This is a genomic window from Staphylococcus sp. KUGN1 (genome assembly GCF_045984185.1).
GTDB lineage: Bacteria > Bacillota > Bacilli > Staphylococcales > Staphylococcaceae > Staphylococcus > Staphylococcus warneri_A.
In genome coordinates this window covers 792,977-812,777 of record NZ_JBJQIL010000001.1, presented here as the reverse complement: position 1 = coordinate 812,777, position 19,801 = coordinate 792,977, and the positions used below count along the sequence as shown (strand labels likewise).

Annotated in this window: 18 protein-coding genes; 5 read left to right on the top strand and 13 right to left on the bottom strand. The window is 31.8% G+C overall.

Going from position 1 to position 19,801, the window contains the following annotated elements; genetic code table 11:
• Nucleotides 1–68: 68 nt before the first annotated feature.
• From nikB to ACJQQZ_RS04040, 4 genes are read left to right on the top strand one after another with little or no spacing between them, the layout of a single operon-like run.
• On the top strand, nucleotides 69–1,067 hold the full coding sequence (gene nikB / locus ACJQQZ_RS04055) for a nickel ABC transporter permease (protein WP_145505256.1): 999 nt from the start codon (nucleotides 69–71) through the stop codon (nucleotides 1,065–1,067).
• On the top strand, nucleotides 1,057–1,872 hold the full coding sequence (gene nikC, locus ACJQQZ_RS04050) for a nickel transporter permease (RefSeq protein WP_145505252.1): 816 nt from the start codon (nucleotides 1,057–1,059) through the stop codon (nucleotides 1,870–1,872). Before nikB ends, nikC begins: the two co-directional genes overlap by 11 nt.
• A gap of 1 nt (nucleotide 1,873) precedes the next feature.
• On the top strand, nucleotides 1,874–2,647 hold the full coding sequence (locus ACJQQZ_RS04045) for an ATP-binding cassette domain-containing protein (protein WP_124228318.1): 774 nt from the start codon (nucleotides 1,874–1,876) through the stop codon (nucleotides 2,645–2,647).
• Nucleotides 2,640–3,347, top strand: coding sequence for an ABC transporter ATP-binding protein (locus ACJQQZ_RS04040; protein WP_124228319.1), 708 nt, complete (start codon nucleotides 2,640–2,642; stop codon nucleotides 3,345–3,347). The genes ACJQQZ_RS04045 and ACJQQZ_RS04040 overlap by 8 nt, the downstream gene beginning before the upstream one ends.
• A gap of 89 nt (nucleotides 3,348–3,436) precedes the next feature.
• Here ACJQQZ_RS04040 and ACJQQZ_RS04035 read toward each other — a convergent pair whose 3' ends face one another.
• From ACJQQZ_RS04035 to ACJQQZ_RS03980, 12 genes are all read right to left on the bottom strand, one after another.
• A complete protein-coding gene (locus ACJQQZ_RS04035) occupies nucleotides 3,437–4,453 on the bottom strand; it encodes an ABC transporter substrate-binding protein (RefSeq protein ID WP_408023073.1) in 1,017 nt (338 codons plus the stop codon).
• A gap of 58 nt (nucleotides 4,454–4,511) precedes the next feature.
• Nucleotides 4,512–5,285, bottom strand: coding sequence for an HAD-IIB family hydrolase (locus ACJQQZ_RS04030; RefSeq protein ID WP_124228321.1), 774 nt, complete (start codon nucleotides 5,283–5,285; stop codon nucleotides 4,512–4,514).
• A gap of 835 nt (nucleotides 5,286–6,120) precedes the next feature.
• Nucleotides 6,121–7,380, bottom strand: coding sequence for an aminoacyltransferase (locus ACJQQZ_RS04025; RefSeq protein ID WP_002451338.1), 1,260 nt, complete (start codon nucleotides 7,378–7,380; stop codon nucleotides 6,121–6,123).
• Between the two features lie 42 nt (nucleotides 7,381–7,422).
• Complete coding sequence (locus ACJQQZ_RS04020; RefSeq protein WP_049423489.1) at nucleotides 7,423–8,679, bottom strand: aminoacyltransferase; 1,257 nt, start codon at nucleotides 8,677–8,679, stop codon at nucleotides 7,423–7,425.
• Nucleotides 8,680–9,136: 457 nt separating this feature from the next.
• Nucleotides 9,137–9,862: a tryptophan synthase subunit alpha gene (trpA, locus tag ACJQQZ_RS04015; RefSeq protein WP_049423491.1), complete on the bottom strand. Its 726-nt coding sequence runs from the start codon at nucleotides 9,860–9,862 to the stop codon at nucleotides 9,137–9,139.
• Nucleotides 9,855–11,069: a tryptophan synthase subunit beta gene (trpB, locus tag ACJQQZ_RS04010; protein WP_145505246.1), complete on the bottom strand. Its 1,215-nt coding sequence runs from the start codon at nucleotides 11,067–11,069 to the stop codon at nucleotides 9,855–9,857. Before trpB ends, trpA begins: the two co-directional genes overlap by 8 nt.
• A 3-nt stretch (nucleotides 11,070–11,072) precedes the next feature.
• A complete protein-coding gene (locus ACJQQZ_RS04005; RefSeq protein ID WP_124228324.1) occupies nucleotides 11,073–11,693 on the bottom strand; it encodes a phosphoribosylanthranilate isomerase in 621 nt (206 codons plus the stop codon).
• Nucleotides 11,684–12,484 carry an indole-3-glycerol phosphate synthase TrpC gene (trpC, locus tag ACJQQZ_RS04000; protein ID WP_145505243.1) on the bottom strand — a complete coding sequence of 267 codons (801 nt, stop codon included), beginning with the start codon at nucleotides 12,482–12,484 and terminating at the stop codon, nucleotides 11,684–11,686. Before trpC ends, ACJQQZ_RS04005 begins: the two co-directional genes overlap by 10 nt.
• Nucleotides 12,485–13,483 (bottom strand): anthranilate phosphoribosyltransferase, encoded by a 999-nt coding sequence (trpD, locus tag ACJQQZ_RS03995; protein WP_107532796.1) that lies wholly within the window; start codon nucleotides 13,481–13,483, stop codon nucleotides 12,485–12,487.
• Complete coding sequence (locus ACJQQZ_RS03990) at nucleotides 13,484–14,059, bottom strand: anthranilate synthase component II (RefSeq protein WP_002451330.1); 576 nt, start codon at nucleotides 14,057–14,059, stop codon at nucleotides 13,484–13,486.
• Nucleotides 14,056–15,462, bottom strand: a complete 1,407-nt coding sequence (locus ACJQQZ_RS03985) for an anthranilate synthase component I (protein WP_124228326.1) — start codon at nucleotides 15,460–15,462, stop codon at nucleotides 14,056–14,058. Before ACJQQZ_RS03985 ends, ACJQQZ_RS03990 begins: the two co-directional genes overlap by 4 nt.
• 592 nt (nucleotides 15,463–16,054) lie before the next feature.
• A complete protein-coding gene (locus tag ACJQQZ_RS03980; protein ID WP_002451328.1) occupies nucleotides 16,055–17,089 on the bottom strand; it encodes a M42 family metallopeptidase in 1,035 nt (344 codons plus the stop codon).
• Between the two features lie 144 nt (nucleotides 17,090–17,233).
• Between ACJQQZ_RS03980 and ACJQQZ_RS03975 the strand changes: the two genes are divergently transcribed.
• Entirely contained in the window at nucleotides 17,234–18,325 is a 1,092-nt protein-coding gene (locus ACJQQZ_RS03975; protein WP_124224739.1) for a prephenate dehydrogenase, read from the top strand.
• 99 nt (nucleotides 18,326–18,424) lie between these two features.
• On the opposite strand, the gene ACJQQZ_RS03970 is transcribed toward ACJQQZ_RS03975, so the two are convergent.
• On the bottom strand, nucleotides 18,425–19,687 hold the full coding sequence (locus ACJQQZ_RS03970) for a Y-family DNA polymerase (RefSeq protein ID WP_049423503.1): 1,263 nt from the start codon (nucleotides 19,685–19,687) through the stop codon (nucleotides 18,425–18,427).
• Between the last annotated feature and the right edge of the window lie 114 nt (nucleotides 19,688–19,801).

Sequence of the window (19,801 nt, the reverse complement as noted above, 5' to 3'; positions counted from 1 at the left end):
GTTGGGTTTTACAATTTAAGTTTTCACTTATACCTTAAATATCATAGACAACTAATGGAGAGATACATATGAATATAATTAAAATAATCACTTCAAAGTGTCTTCAAATGATTGTAGTATTGTTTATCTTATCTACAATTACTTTTATTCTAATGAAATTATCTCCCGGTAATCCAGTAGACAAAATTTTACATTTAGACACTGCACAAGTTTCCAATGCTCAAATCAAAGCGACCGAAGATAAATTAGGCCTAAATGAATCATTATTGGCACAATGGTGGCATTGGATAATTCAAATATTACATTTAGATTTAGGGGTAAGTTACCAAACCAACGAGCCTGTTAGTCAAGAGATTGCAACATATGCGCCTCCTACATTAATCATTACCTTGGGGACATTAATGATGTCAATCATCATTTCAGTGCCATTGGGTATACTTGCAGCAATCAATTATCATCGTTCTATTGATCGCATGATTAGAATTTTCACCTCTTTATCTGTTAGTTTGCCTGCATTTTTCATAGGTATACTACTATTATATATATTTGATTTAAAATTAAACTTACTTCCTCCAGCAAGTGATGGCCAATGGATATCATACATTCTACCTATCCTAACTATGAGTGTCGGTATGTGCGCCTATCTCATTAGATTAATTAGATCTAATTTGTTGGATTTATATCAAAGTCCTATCGTCCAAACTTCACGACTAAGAGGAATGCCAGAAAAGTATATTTTATTACATGACCTTCTCAAGCCAGCTTTACTGCCAACTATACCACTCATTGGTCTTTCTGTAGGTAGTTTAATAGGTGGCACAGTCGTTATTGAAAATTTATTTGAAATACCTGGTTTAGGCGCGTTTTTAGTTGATAGTATTCGCTCAAGAGATTACCCAGTCATACAAGGTATCGTCTTATTTATAGGTACATTAGTTATTTTGATTAATACATGTGCTGATGTACTAAGTATATGTTTAGATCCTAAACAACGATTAACACAACACTCATGGTTAAAATCGTCTCAATCATATAATGATAAGGAGGCGACACATCATGAAATTTAAAATCAATCGTTCGAATTGGATATTTTATGTATTTTTCATATATGTTTTCATCATTGTTATGATGCAATTTTTTGTTCATGACGATGCTGCTTTAAAAGTGCATTTATCTCAAACATTTGAACCTATGAGTACACAACATTTATTAGGTACAGATGATTACGGTAGGGATTTATTCACTCGTCTCGTAGTAGGTGCACGTTCTACGTTATTTATCACGGTGCTTACTTTAGTATTTACAGTCATTATTGGTGTACCTCTAGGACTACTGTCCGGCTATAAAAAAGGCTGGATAGATATGATCATCATGCGTATGATTGATATCGGTTTAAGTATTCCAGAATTTGTCATCATGATTGCACTCGCAAGTTTCTTCCGTCCAAGTATTTGGAATCTAGTTATTGCTATCACCATAATTAAGTGGATGAATTACACACGGGTGACAAGAGGAATTGTGAATACAGAAATGCATCAATCGTATATTCGTATGGCACAACTTTTCAAAGTACCTACATTAACGATTTTATTTAAGCATTTATTACCAAAAGTATTACCATCCATTCTTGTATTAATCATTGTGGATTTCGGCAAGATCGTATTATACATTAGCTCTTTATCATTTTTAGGATTGGGGGCACAGCCGCCATCACCAGAATGGGGGGCAATGTTGCAAGCAGGTCGTGATTTTATAACCTCTCATCCGATTATGATCATTTCACCAGCGACTGTTATCGCTATGACAATATTAATCATTAACTTAACAGGTGATGCACTACGTGATCGACTATTAAAAGGAAGAGGTGACTAAATTGAATATCATAGAAATTAAAGGACTCACCATCAACGATTCAAACGGTCAACCACTTTTAAATCGTGTTGATTTATCCATTAAGAAACAACAAATCAATGCAATTATTGGTGAAAGTGGGGCGGGTAAAACCGTAACTATGCGTTTTATATTGAATCAATTACCTAAAGATTTTCAAATCGAATATGAATATTTCTTGTTTAATGGGCATGCTGTGACACATTTAAATGATAAGTTAGGAAAAGACATTGGCTATATTTCTCAAAACTATACACAAAGTTTTAATGACCATACCAAATTAGGTAAACAACTCATATCAATTTATCGTACACATTATGATGTATCTAAACAGATTGCTAATACTAAAGTAAAAGAAGCACTCACATGGGTCAATTTACCAAGTGATGAGATATTAACACGCTATAGTTTTCAATTATCAGGTGGCCAACTAGAACGCGTTTATATTGCGAGTGTACTTATGCTTGATCCTAAGCTTATCATTGCAGATGAACCAGTAGCATCATTAGATATGGTAAATGGCTTACAAATAATGGATTTACTAGAACATATTGTTAGAGACCATCATCAAACTTTATTAATCGTTACACATAATATGAGTCATGTTCTTAAATATGCAGATCAAATTGATGTTATTCAAAATGGACAAATTGTTGATAGAGGTAATCGTTCTTATTTTGAAAGTAAACAATCGACACCATACGCTCAACGGTTATTTCATTTTAGAAGTCATATAAAGAGGGGATATCATGATTAAATTAGACAATATCTCATTCCATTATCATAAACAACAATCCGTATTAAACCATATCAATTTAACAATCGATGATAATGAAATAGTTGGTATTTTAGGTGAAAGTGGATCAGGTAAAAGTACACTTAGTTCACTTTTATTACATGAATTAAAACCAACAACTGGTTCCATTCGTGTCGATACACATGATATTTTACCCGTATTCCAACATGCGTCTGAAAGTTTCAATCCTAAGTTAACCATTCAACAATCATTAGCAGAGCCGCTCTTGTATTACAAAAAACAATCTACTCAATATCAACATATTGACCAAATCATTCAAGATACGACGTCATCATTTAACTTGCCATTATCATTACTTAGCAAGTATCCATATGAATTAAGTGGGGGGCAATTGCAAAGATTTAATTTGCTACGAACATTATTAGTTAAACCAAAAGTATTAATATGTGATGAAATTACTTCAAACCTAGACGTTATCGCAGAACAACATATGTTAGATATCCTAACTGAAAACTATCGTAAACACCCATATACCTTAATCATAATTTCACATGATCTATCTGTAATACAACGTATTTGTCACCGTATAATTGTATTAAAAGATGGGGCGATCGTTGATGATTTTAATACCGATCATCTGTTCAGTCATCAAAGGCATCCCTATACCAAACAACTTGTAGCTTTATATGAATCAAATTAAATTATGTGATAAAACTATACCAAAGAAGCCCAAAGAAAACTTTTATTCAAAGTAACTTTGGGCTTCTTTATATTGAATTTATGAATCAATTATTTTTTATTTTCAAAGGCGTCTTGAATATGTTCAAGTTGATCTATTGTAAGTTGATGACCACCTTCACCAAAATACCAAGCATTAGATTCAAATTGATATACGTTATGATTTTTGATTGCTTTTATATTTTTAATGACCTTATTATTTAGTTCTTTAGGTAAATGCTGATCATTGCCATCTTTTGTTCGATTAATCACAAATAGTTTGTCTGGATTGATTTTATTTAAATACTCATAACTGATTTGATTTCCTGCAGAATTGGCTTTCATGTTATTGTCCGCATGTTGTATACCTATATCTTTATTCAAGAAACCACCAAATCGACCAGTTTGTCCAAAGGCTTTCATACCTTTATCATCTAGAACTAGTAGCAATACTTTGTCCTTATTAATCATACGTTTTGTCTCATTTACTTTTTCTTTTAATTCTCGATTAAGTGTGTTGGCTTTATCTTTTTTATCGAAGATTTTACCTAAATGTTGGGTTGTTGTCTCTATAGAAGAAATGTAACTATCATTATTAGGACTGACAAATAAAATTTGAGCATCGGGCGCAGCTTTTTTCATTTCATCGAGTGTTTTTGTATGAGCTTGCCTAAAAGAGGCTAAGATTAAGTCTGGTTTAGATTTTGCTAAATTATCGTATTTAGGACGTCCTGGATTGCCTAAATTAATATATTGATCACTTTTAAATTCATTTAAAGCGTGGGGGAGAAATGCATTCCCTTGACCTTTAGCAACTGCTTTTACATGACTTTGTAATCCCATTTGTTGCATGATGTCTAATGCACCATAATCTAAGACAGCCACTCGTTCAGGATTTTTTGGGACCTTAACAGTTTCTGATTTCTTTACACCACGTGAGTGGGTATTATTTTTATCTTTAAACTCATAAGTATTTTTGATACTTACAGTGTCCTTTGAATTTTTACTAGATTGATCTGACGTTTGACTACAAGCAGTTAGCGCAATACTAATGAGTAAAATAATAAGTAGTATATATGTATTTTTCATAATGATCCTCCTTATCATTATTTTAAATGAAATTGAGAATCATTATCAATTAATGTTATTACTTTTTATTTAACCATTTATCCAATTCATTACATATTGCTTCATTAGTGTCGTCGACTAAAGTAATTTGCGGATTATTAATAAACGTCGTATGATCCATATGTAAATTCGTTACAAAATAGCCGTGAGATGCATGTTCTAGCATTTGAATATCGTTATGATCATTTCCAAATGCGATATAATCGGTTGTAGCTCCAAGGATTTTTTGAATTGTAGTATGTTTATCAATACCTTGAGCTGTAATATCAATATAACTTTCATTTAAATGTTGTATTAGCTCTAAGGAATGAGATTTTTCAGCTAATATAGTAGCTATTTCTTCAAAATCATCTTGTCGAATATCTAATATGATTGCTTTAATAGGTTGAACAATGTCATTCATATCTAAAGCCTTTGCTGTATGGTTAGGATCAATGCGTTGAAATAATTCATACGTTGCATCTAAGTTAGTAGAATAATTATATTTATCATCAAATATGTACTTTAATTGATATGCATGAATAATATCTTTAATCAGTTGCAAATCCTCATGTGCAATTGATTTAATCACTTCAATCTGTCCATTTTGAGAAATGATTGAGCCATTCCCACCAATAAGTGTAAAATCTTTAAATTCTGGTATAACTGGTAGTAAATCTCTAATTGGACGTGCAGATGCAAATATGACTTGATGTCCGAGTTGCTGTAATTTAAAAATGCGTTCTTCAATACGTTGATCAACTTGGTAACCATCAAATGAAATGGTACCGTCAATATCAAAAACAAAATTCATAAACAAAACTCCTAAATGTTAATATTAAAAATATGGATAAATTATAACATAGCAAATATATAATGAAGAATAGGGTCCCCTATATCGAATATCTATAACTTCCTATAATATATATTATGTAAACTAAAATCTGAAAATCAATATAGGGCTATTATTCATGTCTTATAAACAGTTATAACTAATTATAACGAATCCGTTCACATTTTGATTGATATAATCATTCGTTACTAAGACTTGTATTCTTAAATGTTCATTTCCTTAAACTCATATGTCAATCTAACGATACGTTAAATGATCAGTGTATTTAACCTTAAATCCAATATAATTCTTAACTTAGTCTTTGAAATACTTAATGTTATATTAGCAATGTAATTACATCTAATGACCAGTTATCCATCAAAGTAACTCTCGATGCAACTGAGACACTCTCACAGCATCAATATATTGTTTAACATGTTATACATAGTAAATCTATAACATGTGTAAACGTTTATTTGTATTATTTATGAGTTTTTTCAAATTATCCAATCATCAACCATTTGATTAGAATATAGTTGCTATTTGATAACCAGTAAATCATTTTTACTTTATGACTTATTTTAAGTACTCAAAATAAATACAATAAGCATTTTATAAGTTATTTATTAGAAAATTCTCTATGACTATCATTGTTAAGGCTTTTGGTTATGCTATGATAATTTTAGTAGGGTGCAATATGATTTTAAATTAGATTTTTATATAAATTATTTGTAGAATTTCACTTTATAAAAAAAGACATAAAAAAGGCTGAGACATTTATCTCAACCTAGTCATATCAATATAATTGCTATGTTTATTACTTTTTGACTTTTCTACGAATACGGTCTAATGTAGTGAATAACCAATATTTAACTTTGTTAATTGGCTTATAAAAATCTCCTATTAACTCTTCAATTTGAACATTAAATCCACGTTTAAAGCGATAAACACCATAGTCCTCACTATTTTCAGTAAAATCACCAGATAATCCATAGAAATTGTAACGATCATAACCATTATCGAAGCAATAATTAATCATGAACCAATGCATCATGTATGGTCCCATGTATTGATTGAATTTTTCTGATGAACCACCTGAGAAGTAGTTGACTTCATAAGCATTTGCAAAGTAAACACCAGAAGCAAGATTCAATACTGAGCCATCAGTTTGACGGATTTCACTAGCTTGTAGCATTTCTTTTTTATCATGCTCAATTTGCTTGTCTAATTCACTTATTTTCTTCAATTGCTTATCACTTTTGTTTTCTTTAGCCATCATTTGATCACGACGGTTTTCTTTATCATTTAATGAATGCTGTAATGACTCAATGTATTCATCTAAATCAATATATGCTAAAGGTACTAAGACCTTATCACCGAAATGATCAATGAAATTATAGAAATATTGATCGGTTTTTGAAGCAAATCCTGTTCTTTCTTCAGTTTCACGATATAGTTCTAAGAAAAGATCAAATTCATCCCTACTTAGAAATCTCACTTTCACTCCGTAGTTTATCGCTTTATTAATATTTCTTTTACGTTGACTATCGAATTCTTTCTTCAATGAAGCAGGTGTTTTGCCCTCTAAGTTTAAAACACCCATCCATCTTACTTGACTGAAGCTATCATAAGATGTTGTGAAACCATGATGTTCATAACCGTGAGATTTAAATAAATTAACAAGTGCATCGTTTTTCTCATGATTATCAAGTGGTTTAATATCTTTATCATAAATTTGATAAATCCAATATGGATCCATTTTGACATATAAACATTGATGTTGATGTAAATATTTATCTAATTCTCTCAAATAAAAATCAACTAACCCTAAGTCAGAGTAATCCATGACTGGACCACGATTTGAGTAATACACATAACTACCCATAGTTGGAATTTTTGAAAATAGACTTGCTGCAATGACCTTATTGTTTTCATCTTTAATACCTAATAATACAACCTGAAAACCATCCGTTTCACGAGTAGCTATATTTTCTTTTACCTGAAAATAATGACTTTCTAATGATGGATTTTGTACAAAGTTCTCAAATTCTTTAACTGTCAACTCTGTAAATTTCATAATTAGATAATTCCCTTCCTAATAAAAATTTATTATTTATGCTTATTTTTTAAGTAATTTTTTTAATGTCGTATAAACAGTGTACATAGGTTTATTAATTGGTTTAATGAAATCTCCTACATATTCTATAACATCAGCATTATACCCTTTTTTGAATTTAATTACGCCTGCGTCTTCTGCATCTTCTGAGAAATCTCCACTAATGCCATAGAAATTATAGCGATCAATACCATGGTCTAATGCATAATTAATCATCGTCCACTGCACTGCATAACTACCTGCAAAGTGGCGATATTTATTTGAAGTACCACCTGCATAATAAACAACTTCAAATGGATTGATGAAGAAATAACCAGCAGAAATGGGTAATTCATTGCCATGTTCGGCTTGGAGTTGTTGTGCTTCATCTATTTTTTGTTGATTAGCTGCTAATTGTTGTTCTAGATTCGCTTTCTTATTATGTGATTTCTTATTTTCAGGACGCTTTTCAATATCTTTCAGCGCTTTGTTTAAATCTTTAGTTAACGTTGCTTTTTCATTGTTTAGTTCTTCAAGATATTCATCAAAATTAATATATGCTAAAGGCACTAAGACACGATCCTTAAAGTGCTTATATCGATCATAATAATAACTATCATCTCTATCTAAGAATTCTTTTGACTCTGAAGTATCTTCCATGAATGATCTAAAAATAGGTAACTCATCTTCTGATAAGAATTTAACTTTCACACCATTTTTTTGTACTTTTTTAGTATTACGTTTACGTAAATTATCCATATCGTTTAAAACATCTTTGGCCGTTTTATCTTTTAGATTCAATACTGAATGGTATCTTACTTGTAGTATTGGATCGAAACCATTGTGGAAACCTTCATGTTTAAAACCTAATGTTGACAATTTATCAAATATCCAATCATTTCCAGCATTTTCAGTAATCTCTCCATCATGATTGCGATATTGATATGGAAGATATGGATCGACTCTTAAATATAAACAATGATGTTTTTTTACATATTTACTTAATTCATTAAAGAAGAAATGAACTAATTCTTTGTTATCATAATCAATGACTGGTCCTCTATTAGTATAGAAATATTTAAAAAATTTCATCACTGGTACTGCAGTTAATAAGCAAGCTGCAATCACTTCATTGTCGTTATTTTTAATTCCAACAAGATGTGACTCTGTCCCTTCAGCTAGTTTTAATTCATAGTTACCTACCATTTGCGTAAAATGAGTATATGGCATTTGGTCTGTAAAATCGCCAAATTCTTTAGCGGTTAAGTTTGTAAACTTCATAATCATAACTCCTATTGTATTTATCTCTATTTTTTCTCTCTATTTAAGAATTCGAATTGAGTTCATACCATGCTTAATTCAAGCGTTGTTACTATTTATCATTATTATTTACACTGAAACTGTACGTAACAACATTGATATTATCAAACTAATTGTAACAATCTAAGTTGTTTTTTATTTTTCATGACTTTAATTAGTTAAATGCAATGACTCATCAAATACTTAGTCATACAACTTAAATTGAATATACGTAATAATAGTATGAGCCGAACTTTTATCAACTCATACTATTATCGTATTATCACCTATTATTTTAATGCATTTGCAAATCTAATGCCAATGACTTCCCTTATAACAACACAATTTTATACTAATCAAGTAAAATCAATGTCAAATCGTGTAATAATTTACATATATCCTTCCCATTTACATTCTATTTAAATTTTAATTAATTTTTCTAATTTAATGCGTGCCTTATAGATTTAAGATAGTTGATATTTTCTTCTGTAGTATCATTAGCAAATCGTTTAACGATTTCACTACCAATGACCACGCCATCTGCTATTTGTGAAATATCTTTCACATGTTGCACATTTCTAATACCAAACCCAGCTACGACTGGTACTTTTGCAAATGTCTTAATTGTGTCTAATTTAGACTTTAATTCTGGGTGGAATGTGCCATCCTTACCTGTAGTCGCATTCATCGTTACGGTATAAATAAAACCTTCTGCATTTTTGGCAATCAATTTCATTCGCTCTTCAGATGTTGTCATTGCAATGAGTGATATTAATTTCACATTATATTTATGAGTTTGTTCTTTTAATTGTTGTCCAAGTTCAAAAGGTAAATCAGGAATAATAAGACCATACACACCTGCACGTTCACATGCTTTAAAAAATAATGTTTCTCCATAATGGCATACAATATTGTAATATGTCATTAATACATACGGACAGTCGATGTCATTTTGATGCAATTCAAGTTCCTTAAAGATATAATCAATGTTAATACCTTCTTCAATCGCTTTTCCCCCTGCATCCATGATTGTAGGACCATCTGCAACTGGATCTGAAAATGGCACACCTACTTCAATCATATCTGCACCATTTTGACAAAGTAATGTCATATTCTCTATCAATTGATGGTTTGCCATAATATAAGGTATAAATAATTTATTCATTGATCTCACCTCTTTGTTGTGTATATTGACGTATCGTTTCCATATCTTTATCACCACGACCAGAAACGGTAACGACTATAATTTCATCCTTATTCATAGTAGGTGCTAATCGCTCTACGTAGCTTAATGCATGTGCACTTTCAATAGCAGGAATAATGCCTTCAGCTTTAGTAAATCGAATTAATACTTCCATCGCCTGTTCATCACTTGCATCTGTATAAGTGACGCGTCCAATATCATGATAATAAGAATGTTCTGGTCCTATTCCAGGATAATCTAAACCAGCTGAAATGGAGTGTGCCAATTGAACTTGACCATGTTCATCTTGTATTAAATACATTTTGGCACCATGTAACACACCTGGACTTCCTTTATCTATAGCTAATGCATGTTTATCAGTAAGTTTACCTTTACCAGCTGCTTCAACACCATATAATTTCACATCATCTTGGATAAAAGGATAAAACGTTCCAATTGCATTTGAACCCCCACCAATACAAGCAACAACCGCATCAGGTAAACGTTGTTCTTTATTCAATATTTGTGTTTTAATCTCTTTACCTATCACACTTTGAAAATCTCTAACAATAGTTGGGAAAGGGTCAGGTCCAAGAGCGGAACCTAAAAGATAGTGGGTATCTTCAACATGACTAACCCAATATTGTAGTGCTTTATTTACAGCATCTGACAAAGTACCTTGACCTTCCTCGACAGAAACTACTTTAGCGCCGAGTAGTTCCATTCTAAAAACATTTAATTGTTGTCTTTGGATATCCTCTTTACCCATAAAAACAATTAAGTTCATATCAAATAATGCTGCAACTGTTGCACTTGCTACACCATGTTGTCCTGCCCCAGTTTCTGCTACTAATTTACGTTTCCCCATACGTTTAGCCAATAACGCTTGTCCTAATGCATTATTAATTTTATGAGCTCCTGTATGGTTTAAGTCTTCTCTTTTTAAATATATTTTCGCGCCACCTAAAGATTCTGAATATGCTTTAGCATAAGTTAAAGGTGTTTCTCTACCTACGTATTCTTTTAAATAATACTGTAATTCATCTTGAAAAGTCGGATCATTTTTTGCCTTTTTATACGCTTGTTTTAATTCTATGATTGCTGGCATTAATGTTTCAGGGACATATTGGCCTCCATAAGACCCAAAAAATCCTAAGTCATCTGCGTCTGTTTGAATATGTGTATTCATTGTTTATTCTCCTTTCACAATGTTAACGATTGTTTTCATTTTTTTGACATCTTTATGATGCTTGATTTCAATGCCAAAGGCTACATCATAGCCACTGTGTTGCAATGATAAATGTTGAATATGTTTGATATGTTGATCAGTTAATCCTCCTGCAATTAAAAATGATATACCTTTGATATTATCTAATAGATGCCAATCATAGGTTTGCCCCGTACCTCCAAATTGGTCTGAAGGAGTATCAATAATAAAAAAGTCTACAGCTTCTTTGTAATAAACTATTTGATCTTGCAACTTTTGATGTGCAGGCAATGCTTTAATAACTTTAATATGGGGATATTGTGATTTTGTCCATTTCATGATTTCTATCGGTTCATTGCCATGAAATTGAATTATGTTGATATTTGTATGTGTCACAAGATTTTGAATTTGTGTTTGATCTGGATTGACTAATACTACTACACGGTCAATATAACTAGGTACGAGTGTGGTTAATTGCTGAATTTGATTCATGTCGCAATGGCGACGGCTATTTGGAAAATGAATAAACCCAATCGCATCTATAGGCAATTCAATCGCTTTAAGTACATCTTCTTTACTTTTAAAACCACAAAATTTTAAATACATGATTTCACCTTTTTCAACTTTAATTGTGGTAAAAATTGACTTAAATCGTCGCATTTCATTAATGCTTCACCAATAAGTAACCCATCGATACCGGAGTGAACAATTTTCTCTACATCTGATTGATTGTGAATACCACTTTCAGAAATATAGTAAAAGTCATCTTTTTTATGTGCTAATATCTGATTTGTGTGGGCTACATCTGTCACAAATCGCTTTAAGTCTCTATTATTAACACCTATGATTTCTGGTTTAAGCTCGTAAGCTCTTTGCAGTTCTTGACTATCATGAACTTCTACTAATACTTCTAAATCTAATTGACAGGCATAGTGATATAAACGATGGAGTTGTTCATCCGTTAAAATATTAACAATGAGTAGAATGATTGATGCAACTGCTGCTTTAGCTACATCAATTTGAATTTCATCTATCACAAAATCTTTACATAATACGGGTAATGACGTTTGTTTAGATAGTTGTTGTAATCGTTCGAAACTGCCACCAAAATAACGTTCATCCGTTAAGATAGAAATGGCATTGGCTCCATAAGTTTCATAATCTTTAATTTGTTGTGTCAAATTACGTTCAGGTAATTGCTTTACAGTTGGACTTTTCGATTTAATTTCTGCAATAATAGATAATTCTTTGTCATTTACTAAACTCGATTTCAAGGTGTTCTTTTTAGATGGTTGATTACATTGAGTATCTTTATTTATAGTTTTAAGTTTTTCATGATAATAATGACTAGATAATAATTCTTTTTTATATAATACAATTTCGTCTAATATTGTCATTTAATTCTCCACCATTCTTAAATATTGTTTCATAGCTGTTCCATCATCTATGAGTTGTTGTGCAAGTTGAACACCTGTTGCAATATCATTCACCTTTTCTGATACGTATAAAGCTATGCCAGCATTGAGCACCACTACATCTCTCTTACTCGAATGATCTTGGCCGTTTAAAATATTTACCGCAATGGCTTTGTTTTCTTCTGGTGTGCCACCTTTTAATGTGTCGTTAGCTGCGTTTTTTAAGCCAAAGTCTTTAGCATTAATCGTATAATGTTGAATATCTTGGCCAGCATTGACTTCATATATTAAATTGTCACCAGATAAACTTGCTTCATCCATACCACCAGCACCATGTATTACGACTGCTTTTTTACGTCCTAAATCTTTTACAGTTTGTGCCACATTTGCCAATTGAGATCGATCATAGATACCCATAGTTTGATATGTTAGTTTGAACGGGTTAATTAAAGGTCCCACAAGATTAAATATGGTTGGTTTAGTTATCATTTTTCTAATAGGTTGAATATATTTCATAATTGGATAAGATTCTGTCGCACTTACAAATGCTAAATGGTATCGATTTAATTGTTGGGTCACATCTTTAACTGGTGTGGTTTTAATATTTAATTGGTCTAGCAAATCTGTACTACCGGAATTTGAAGTGATACTTTTATTTCCGTGTTTAATGATTGATGAACCCGCACTAGCTACGACAAATGAAGCGGTCGTTGATATATTAAAACTTCCCGAACGATCACCACCAGTTCCACAAATACACATCGAGCCTTCATAAACAGGTTGTTCTTTATACATCGTTTTGATTAAACTTTGAGCTAAAAATGTTAATTCAGTTTGTTGCATTTCTTTTTCTGTATATGATTTCAAAGCCTTATATTTGATTTGATTTTCAATTTGAGGATTAATCATTAAATCGATAAACGCCTTCATATCTTGTTGGTTTAAATGTTGTTGCTGTTCTAATTGTTGTAAAATTCCCATCTAATCATCCTTTACTACTAAGTTAATAAAATTCTTAATTACATCTTCTCCATACTCCGTCGCGAATGACTCTGGATGATATTGAATACCAAAATGTAAATGATTGATATGTTCAAATGATTGTATGCAATCAGATGTCTCTCCTGTCACGACTAAAGTGTCTGGAAATTGCTTCCTATCACTGACGAGCGAATGATATCTCATGATATTAAATGTACTTGGTAAATTGGTATATAGTATGGAGGGCTTTTGAAGAATGACTTGATCTACCTTACCGTGCATGACGGATTTACCTTGTATCACTCGACCTCCGTAATAACATGTGAGTGCTTGAGCACCCAAACATACGCCTAAAATCGGCTTATCTTTATATTGATGAATAATTTTAAGTAATAAATCATTGTCTAAAGGATGTCCTGGCCCTGGTGAAATAATGACACCTTCTACATCTTGATGTATAACTTGCTCATCATCTGGATATAATACTTTGACTTTATTTTGATTCGATATACATTGGGCTACTATATCTACTAAGTTATAGGTGAATGAATCATAGTTATCTACGATTAATATCATGGCGACACCTCCAATAAACTTTTAGCTTTTAGTTTAGTTTCTTCTAATTCCTTATATGGCTCTGAATCATACACAACACCACAGCCAGCTTCTACATTGATATATGTCTCATCTACCATCATCGTTCTTATAGCTAATGCTAAATCTAAGTTATGATTACAGTTAATATAACCAATACCACCGCTATAAACGCCTCGCTTATGTGGCATAACTTCATATATTCTTTGAATAGCTCTTAATTTAGGTGCACCAGATACAGTTCCTGTAGGTAATAGACTTGCGATTACAGACATAGGTGAAATATTATTCTTAATTTCGCCTGTTACTTCACTTACAATGTGCATGACATGTTCATATTTTTCGATTTCCATTAATTTCTTGATATGTGATGTGCCCGTTTTACAGATTCGATGAATATCATTTCTACCTAAGTCAACGAGCATACTATGCTCACTTTTTTCTTTTTCATCGTTAATGAGTTGATGCGCATTGTTTTGATCTTCCTCTGGTGTTCGTCCTCTTCGTATTGTTCCAGCAATAGGGTTTGTGACAACTGTTCCATTTTGAACTTTGACAAAGCTTTCAGGTGAACTGCCAATGATTATTGGTTTCTCCATATTGATGTAATACATATATGGACTCGGATTTTGCCTTTTGAGATTTTGATATAACTGGAACGATAATGCTTGTAATTGATTATTAAAGTGATGTTTGTATCGATAAATACGTGATGGAACAACTTGGAACATATCCCCTTCTGTTATTTTCTTTTTTAAATCACTCACTATATTCATAAAATGTTGTTCACTCACGTTTGCTTCGATTTGTTTATCTTGAACTTGAAATGAAACTTTGGGTTGATATACTTGGATTGCTTTAAGATCCTCAATACGTTCTTTGACTCGTTGTATTAATACGTCTTGTTTAACTTGAGAAAATAAATTTGTACTAATGATGTAAAGTTCATCCTTGTAGTGATCAAATACATAAACATCTTCAATCATATAGAATTTGACGTCATGTTGAGGATGATCTTCTAACTCAATTTGCTTTAATATTGGAAATTCATGTCTTACTAAATCAAAGCTACAAGTGCCAATAAAACCTGAAATAAAAGGTAATTCTTGTAGTGTTTGATCTTCAATGTCAGCATAATAACTATTCACAAATTCCTTTAAGTATTGATAAGGCTTTTCTGTTTTAGTTTCTTTCTTTTGTTGAGTAATAATTTGAAGTTGTTTATTGTCTAATGTGACTTTGCCATAACTATCAAAAACGACAATAGAATATCGCCCTTTTAGTTTTTCTTGGCTCGTGCTTTCTAATATGATTTTGTTGTGCTTAAGTTGAGCTAATGTTTCTGGTGTAATATTGGCCTGTAACTTTTCATAATATAGTTCCAATTCAATTCACTCCTTTATTATTTCAGTTTGCTTAAACTTTATTGAAAGTGATTTTGGTTTGTTAGGTATACTTAATTTTTAAAGTTTAAAGTAATGCTTCGATTGTTAAATATAAAAAATCAGCCTCCTATAAAAGGACGCTGACGCGTGGTACCACCTTAATTAACGCAATATTCTTAATATTCGGAATATTGTACGTTCACTCTTTGTTAATATTTAGTTGTTATGGTACAAAACCCAATTTCATTTATAGTGGTGTTAGTTCTCATCACCCACTAACTTTCTGACACTACCTTACTATAAACTACTACATTTTGTAAGAAATAAAAGCACCACGATACGCGTAAAATCAATAAGGACGCGTTACCGTGGTGCCACCTTAGTTAACAAATATTTCTTGTTCACTTTAATGCTATTTAATTTTATATTCGAAAGCCCAATTCACTAAATATGATGTGCTAATTTTCATTACCCATTAGCTTTCTATTTGCTACAGTTCATATTCGCTACTTTATCTTTCGAATTGTTTAACAATTCTAATTATTTAGTATAATACATCCCTTAAATATTTTTGTCAACGCTAAATCTTATTTTATTTGTTAATCGGAGACATACAATACGCATATAATAAATTTTGAGTTGCTTCAATTGATTCAATATGCGTTCTTTCTAAAGCATGCGAGGACTCTATGCCTGCTCCAAATAAACCATGTCTTATATCAGCTCCTGCTCTTAGTGCTGTAGTAGCATCAGAGGTATAATATGGGTATATATCCACTTTATATGGAATATCATTCATTTTACATAGTTGCACAAGTTGTGAACGAAGCCCTTTATGGTAAGGTCCAGAACTATCTTTTGCACAGATAGATACGGTATATTCATCTGAAGATTGACCATCACCTAATGCACCCATGTCCAATGCGATAAAATCTACAATATTTTCTGATAATGAAGCATTTGCGCCATAGCCAATCTCTTCATTATTTGAAATATAAAATTGAGTTGTGTGTGGTAGCTTAATATTTTCTTCTTTAATTTTTTTCAATAATTCTATAATCATTGCTACGCTTGCTTTATCATCTAAGTGACGTGACTTAATAAATCCAGATTGAGTAATTTCAGTTCTTGGATCAAAGCTGACAAAGTCCCCTACATCTATGCCTAAGTCTTTCGTATCTTGAATTGAGTTTGTTTTTTCATCAATTCGAATTTCCATATGCTCTATATCTCTAGGTACTTTATGATTATTTTTATATACATGCACACTTGTTTCATGTAAACATATCGTTCCCGTATATATGTCGCCTGCCTCTGTTTGAATTTCACAGTATTCACCTTCAATCGCATTAAAGTGAAATCCTCCTATTAAATCAATTGCCAAACGTCCATCTTCTTTAATTTCTTTTACCATTGCACCTAACGTATCAACATGTGCTGTAATACATCGTTGCTGCTCTTGATTATCTCCCGCAACATTAATAATCAAAGCACCTTTATTCGTCAACTCTGTAGAATATCCTATGTCTTCTACTGTCTGCTTCACATATTGTATTGCTTTTTCAGCATTCCCAGATGGACTATTAATCTCTGTTAAAGTTTTGATTGTTTGTAGAATATCGCTCATTGTTATCCCCTTTCACATTTCTATGTTATTTAACTTTAGTTTAGACTATTTATTTGTTATATACTAATTATATTCTTATTGATTCCATAAACTTACTCATTTACGATATTAGTATTCTGAAAATTCCGAAACAGGTGATTACTTATGCAAAATATTTTATTTGTAGGACTTGGTTTGATTGGTGGGAGTTTAGCAAGTAATTTAAAATACTACCATCAAGACATTCATATTACAGCTTTTGATGCTGATGAATCTCAATTAGATAAGGCTTTATCTATTGGTATCATCGATGATAAAACAACTCATTATGAGCAAGCAATTAAAAAAGCTGACATGGTTATATATGCTACACCTGTCGAACAAACTGTTCATTACTTAGAACATTTACCACAACTCAATACTAAAACCAATTTAATCGTTACAGATACAGGAAGCACTAAATCAACTATTCAAGCATTTGAAAATATGTTGTTAAAACACGATATTCATCTCATTGGTGGACACCCGATGGCTGGTAGCCATAAGTCTGGTGTACTCAATGCTAAAAAACATCTATTTGAAAATGCTTACTATATTCTTGTATTTAATCAAGATGCTAATAAGCAGGCAGCAGAAAAGATTAAAGATTTACTAAAACCTACATTAGCGAAATTTATTTTCACTGATGCTAATGAACATGATTTCGTTACAGGTATCGTTAGTCATGTTCCTCATATTGTCGCATCAAGTTTAGTTCATCTCAGTGCTAATCAAGTAGAAAAACATCGTTTAGTACAACAATTAGCTGCAGGTGGATTCCGTGACATCACACGAATTGCTAGTAGTAACGCTGAAATGTGGAAAGATATTACATTAAATAATAAAACTTTCATCCTAGATATATTACAAGATTTACAAGATCAAATTTCCTCAATTTCATCTATGATATCTTCTTCTAATTCAGAAGATATTTATAACTTTTTTGCTCATGCAAAAGATTATCGCGATCAATTACCCACTAAACAACAAGGTGCACTTACTACTGCGTATGATCTGTATGTCGATATTCCGGATAAACCGGGTATGATTAGCAAAGTTACTCACATACTAAGTTTACATAATATTTCTATAAGCAACTTAAAAATATTAGAAGTGCGTGAAGATATTTATGGTGCGCTACAAATTAGTTTTAAAAACCCTGAAGATCGAGAACGTGGTATTCAAGCATTAGATCAATTTGATACTTATATAGAATAGCAACTTCATTTATCAACCTGAGACACCTCAATGTAATGTCTTAGGTTGTTTTTTATTTTAGTATTTGAGAAATCCTCATCGCTATCGTGGAATACATTACTACATTTTATGTCCTGCCATGAGTCCTAAACGTCCATGTTTTGTACCAGCTTCAGTATAAGATATCGCTTTAGAAACAATGCCCTTTCCGTATTTCACATGTAAATGATCAATTGTTTTGGCTAATTTTTCATCTCTCTTACGCTCGTATTCATCGATGAATAAGTTCATTTGTCTTTCGTTTTCATCTATAAATTGTGTGAGTGACACACTTAATGTACGATATAAAGCCTGTTTGTCACATAATTGATTGGCAAAATAATTCACTACTTTAAAAATATCTTTTTCTAAGTTAGTTCCTTCTTCTAATGTATACTGCTTATTTACACCACCTTCATCACTATATCCAAATGAAAAATGTATGGTGCGTGCTAATTTTTTTCGTGCTCGAACTCTACTCGCTACATCTTCAATTAACTCTTGCATCACCACTTTCGCTTCTTCAAATTCGTAGTCTCTCATCAAAATTTGACTTTTACATATGGACGGATTATTCACTTTATATTTTTCTCTCATCTTACTTTGATCAATGCCATTAGCATGAAGATGCATATCTACGCCCAATATTCCAAAATCTCTTTTCAAATATTGATATGGATATTGAGCTAAATCACCTACTGTAAAAATACCTCTTTTATTTAATTTAGCTTCTGTTTTTCTATTAATTCCCCAAAAATCTCTTAACGGTTGAATAGGCCACAGCTTTTCAGGGACATGTTGATAACGCCATTCAGCTACACCATTTGCTGTATGCTTTGCTTCAATATCCATAGCCACTTTACTTAATAACATGTTTGAACCTATACCAATCGTACATCTAATACCTGTTTCTTCATGAATTTCTTTCTGTAATCTTTCGCAAAATGCTTGCACGGTTGAATTAAATCTATGATAACTATCTGTCACATCCATAAAAAATTCATCGATGCTATATTGATGTAAATCTTCAGGCGGCACATATCGCAAAGCAATCTTAGATATAGCAACTGATACGTTAAGATATTTTCTCATACTTGGATTAATGATATATATATCATTACGATGCGGTATTTCAAATAATCTTGATCCTGTCTTGACGCCTAATTCTTTAAGTTTAGGTGTCGCTGCTAACACCACCGAACCCTGTCTTTTAGTATCTGCGACTACTGCTAATTTTGTCGTTAGTGGATCTAACCCTTTCTCTATACAAGATACACTCGCAAAAAAACTCTTCTGATCAATACAAAGTACATCTCTATCTTCTAATAAATGATAGTCATACATGATTACCCCTCCCTAATACAATTTTATTATATACGAACAGGTGTTCTAGTTCAAGTACAAAAAGAACATTTGTTCTTATTTATAAATATGTATTTTTATTGATAATTCATGCTA

Coding starts and splice junctions, on each gene's coding strand:
- trpD (WP_107532796.1), bottom strand. CDS start 13,483: ATGGGAATTTTACAACAATTAGAACAGCAACAACATTTAAACCAACAA.
- ACJQQZ_RS03990 (WP_002451330.1), bottom strand. CDS start 14,059: ATGATATTAATCGTAGATAACTATGATTCATTCACCTATAACTTAGTA.
- trpB (WP_145505246.1), bottom strand. CDS start 11,069: ATGAATACACATATTCAAACAGACGCAGATGACTTAGGATTTTTTGGG.
- ACJQQZ_RS04030 (WP_124228321.1), bottom strand. CDS start 5,285: ATGAATTTTGTTTTTGATATTGACGGTACCATTTCATTTGATGGTTAC.
- ACJQQZ_RS04025 (WP_002451338.1), bottom strand. CDS start 7,380: ATGAAATTTACAGAGTTGACAGTTAAAGAATTTGAGAACTTTGTACAA.
- ACJQQZ_RS04005 (WP_124228324.1), bottom strand. CDS start 11,693: ATGTATTTAAAATTTTGTGGTTTTAAAAGTAAAGAAGATGTACTTAAA.
- ACJQQZ_RS04020 (WP_049423489.1), bottom strand. CDS start 8,679: ATGAAGTTTACAAACTTAACCGCTAAAGAATTTGGCGATTTTACAGAC.
- ACJQQZ_RS04040 (WP_124228319.1), top strand. CDS start 2,640: ATGATTAAATTAGACAATATCTCATTCCATTATCATAAACAACAATCC.
- trpA (WP_049423491.1), bottom strand. CDS start 9,862: ATGAATAAATTATTTATACCTTATATTATGGCAAACCATCAATTGATA.
- trpC (WP_145505243.1), bottom strand. CDS start 12,484: ATGACAATATTAGACGAAATTGTATTATATAAAAAAGAATTATTATCT.
- nikB (WP_145505256.1), top strand. CDS start 69: ATGAATATAATTAAAATAATCACTTCAAAGTGTCTTCAAATGATTGTA.
- ACJQQZ_RS03980 (WP_002451328.1), bottom strand. CDS start 17,089: ATGAGCGATATTCTACAAACAATCAAAACTTTAACAGAGATTAATAGT.
- ACJQQZ_RS04035 (WP_408023073.1), bottom strand. CDS start 4,453: ATGAAAAATACATATATACTACTTATTATTTTACTCATTAGTATTGCG.
- ACJQQZ_RS03975 (WP_124224739.1), top strand. CDS start 17,234: ATGCAAAATATTTTATTTGTAGGACTTGGTTTGATTGGTGGGAGTTTA.
- ACJQQZ_RS03970 (WP_049423503.1), bottom strand. CDS start 19,687: ATGTATGACTATCATTTATTAGAAGATAGAGATGTACTTTGTATTGAT.
- nikC (WP_145505252.1), top strand. CDS start 1,057: ATGAAATTTAAAATCAATCGTTCGAATTGGATATTTTATGTATTTTTC.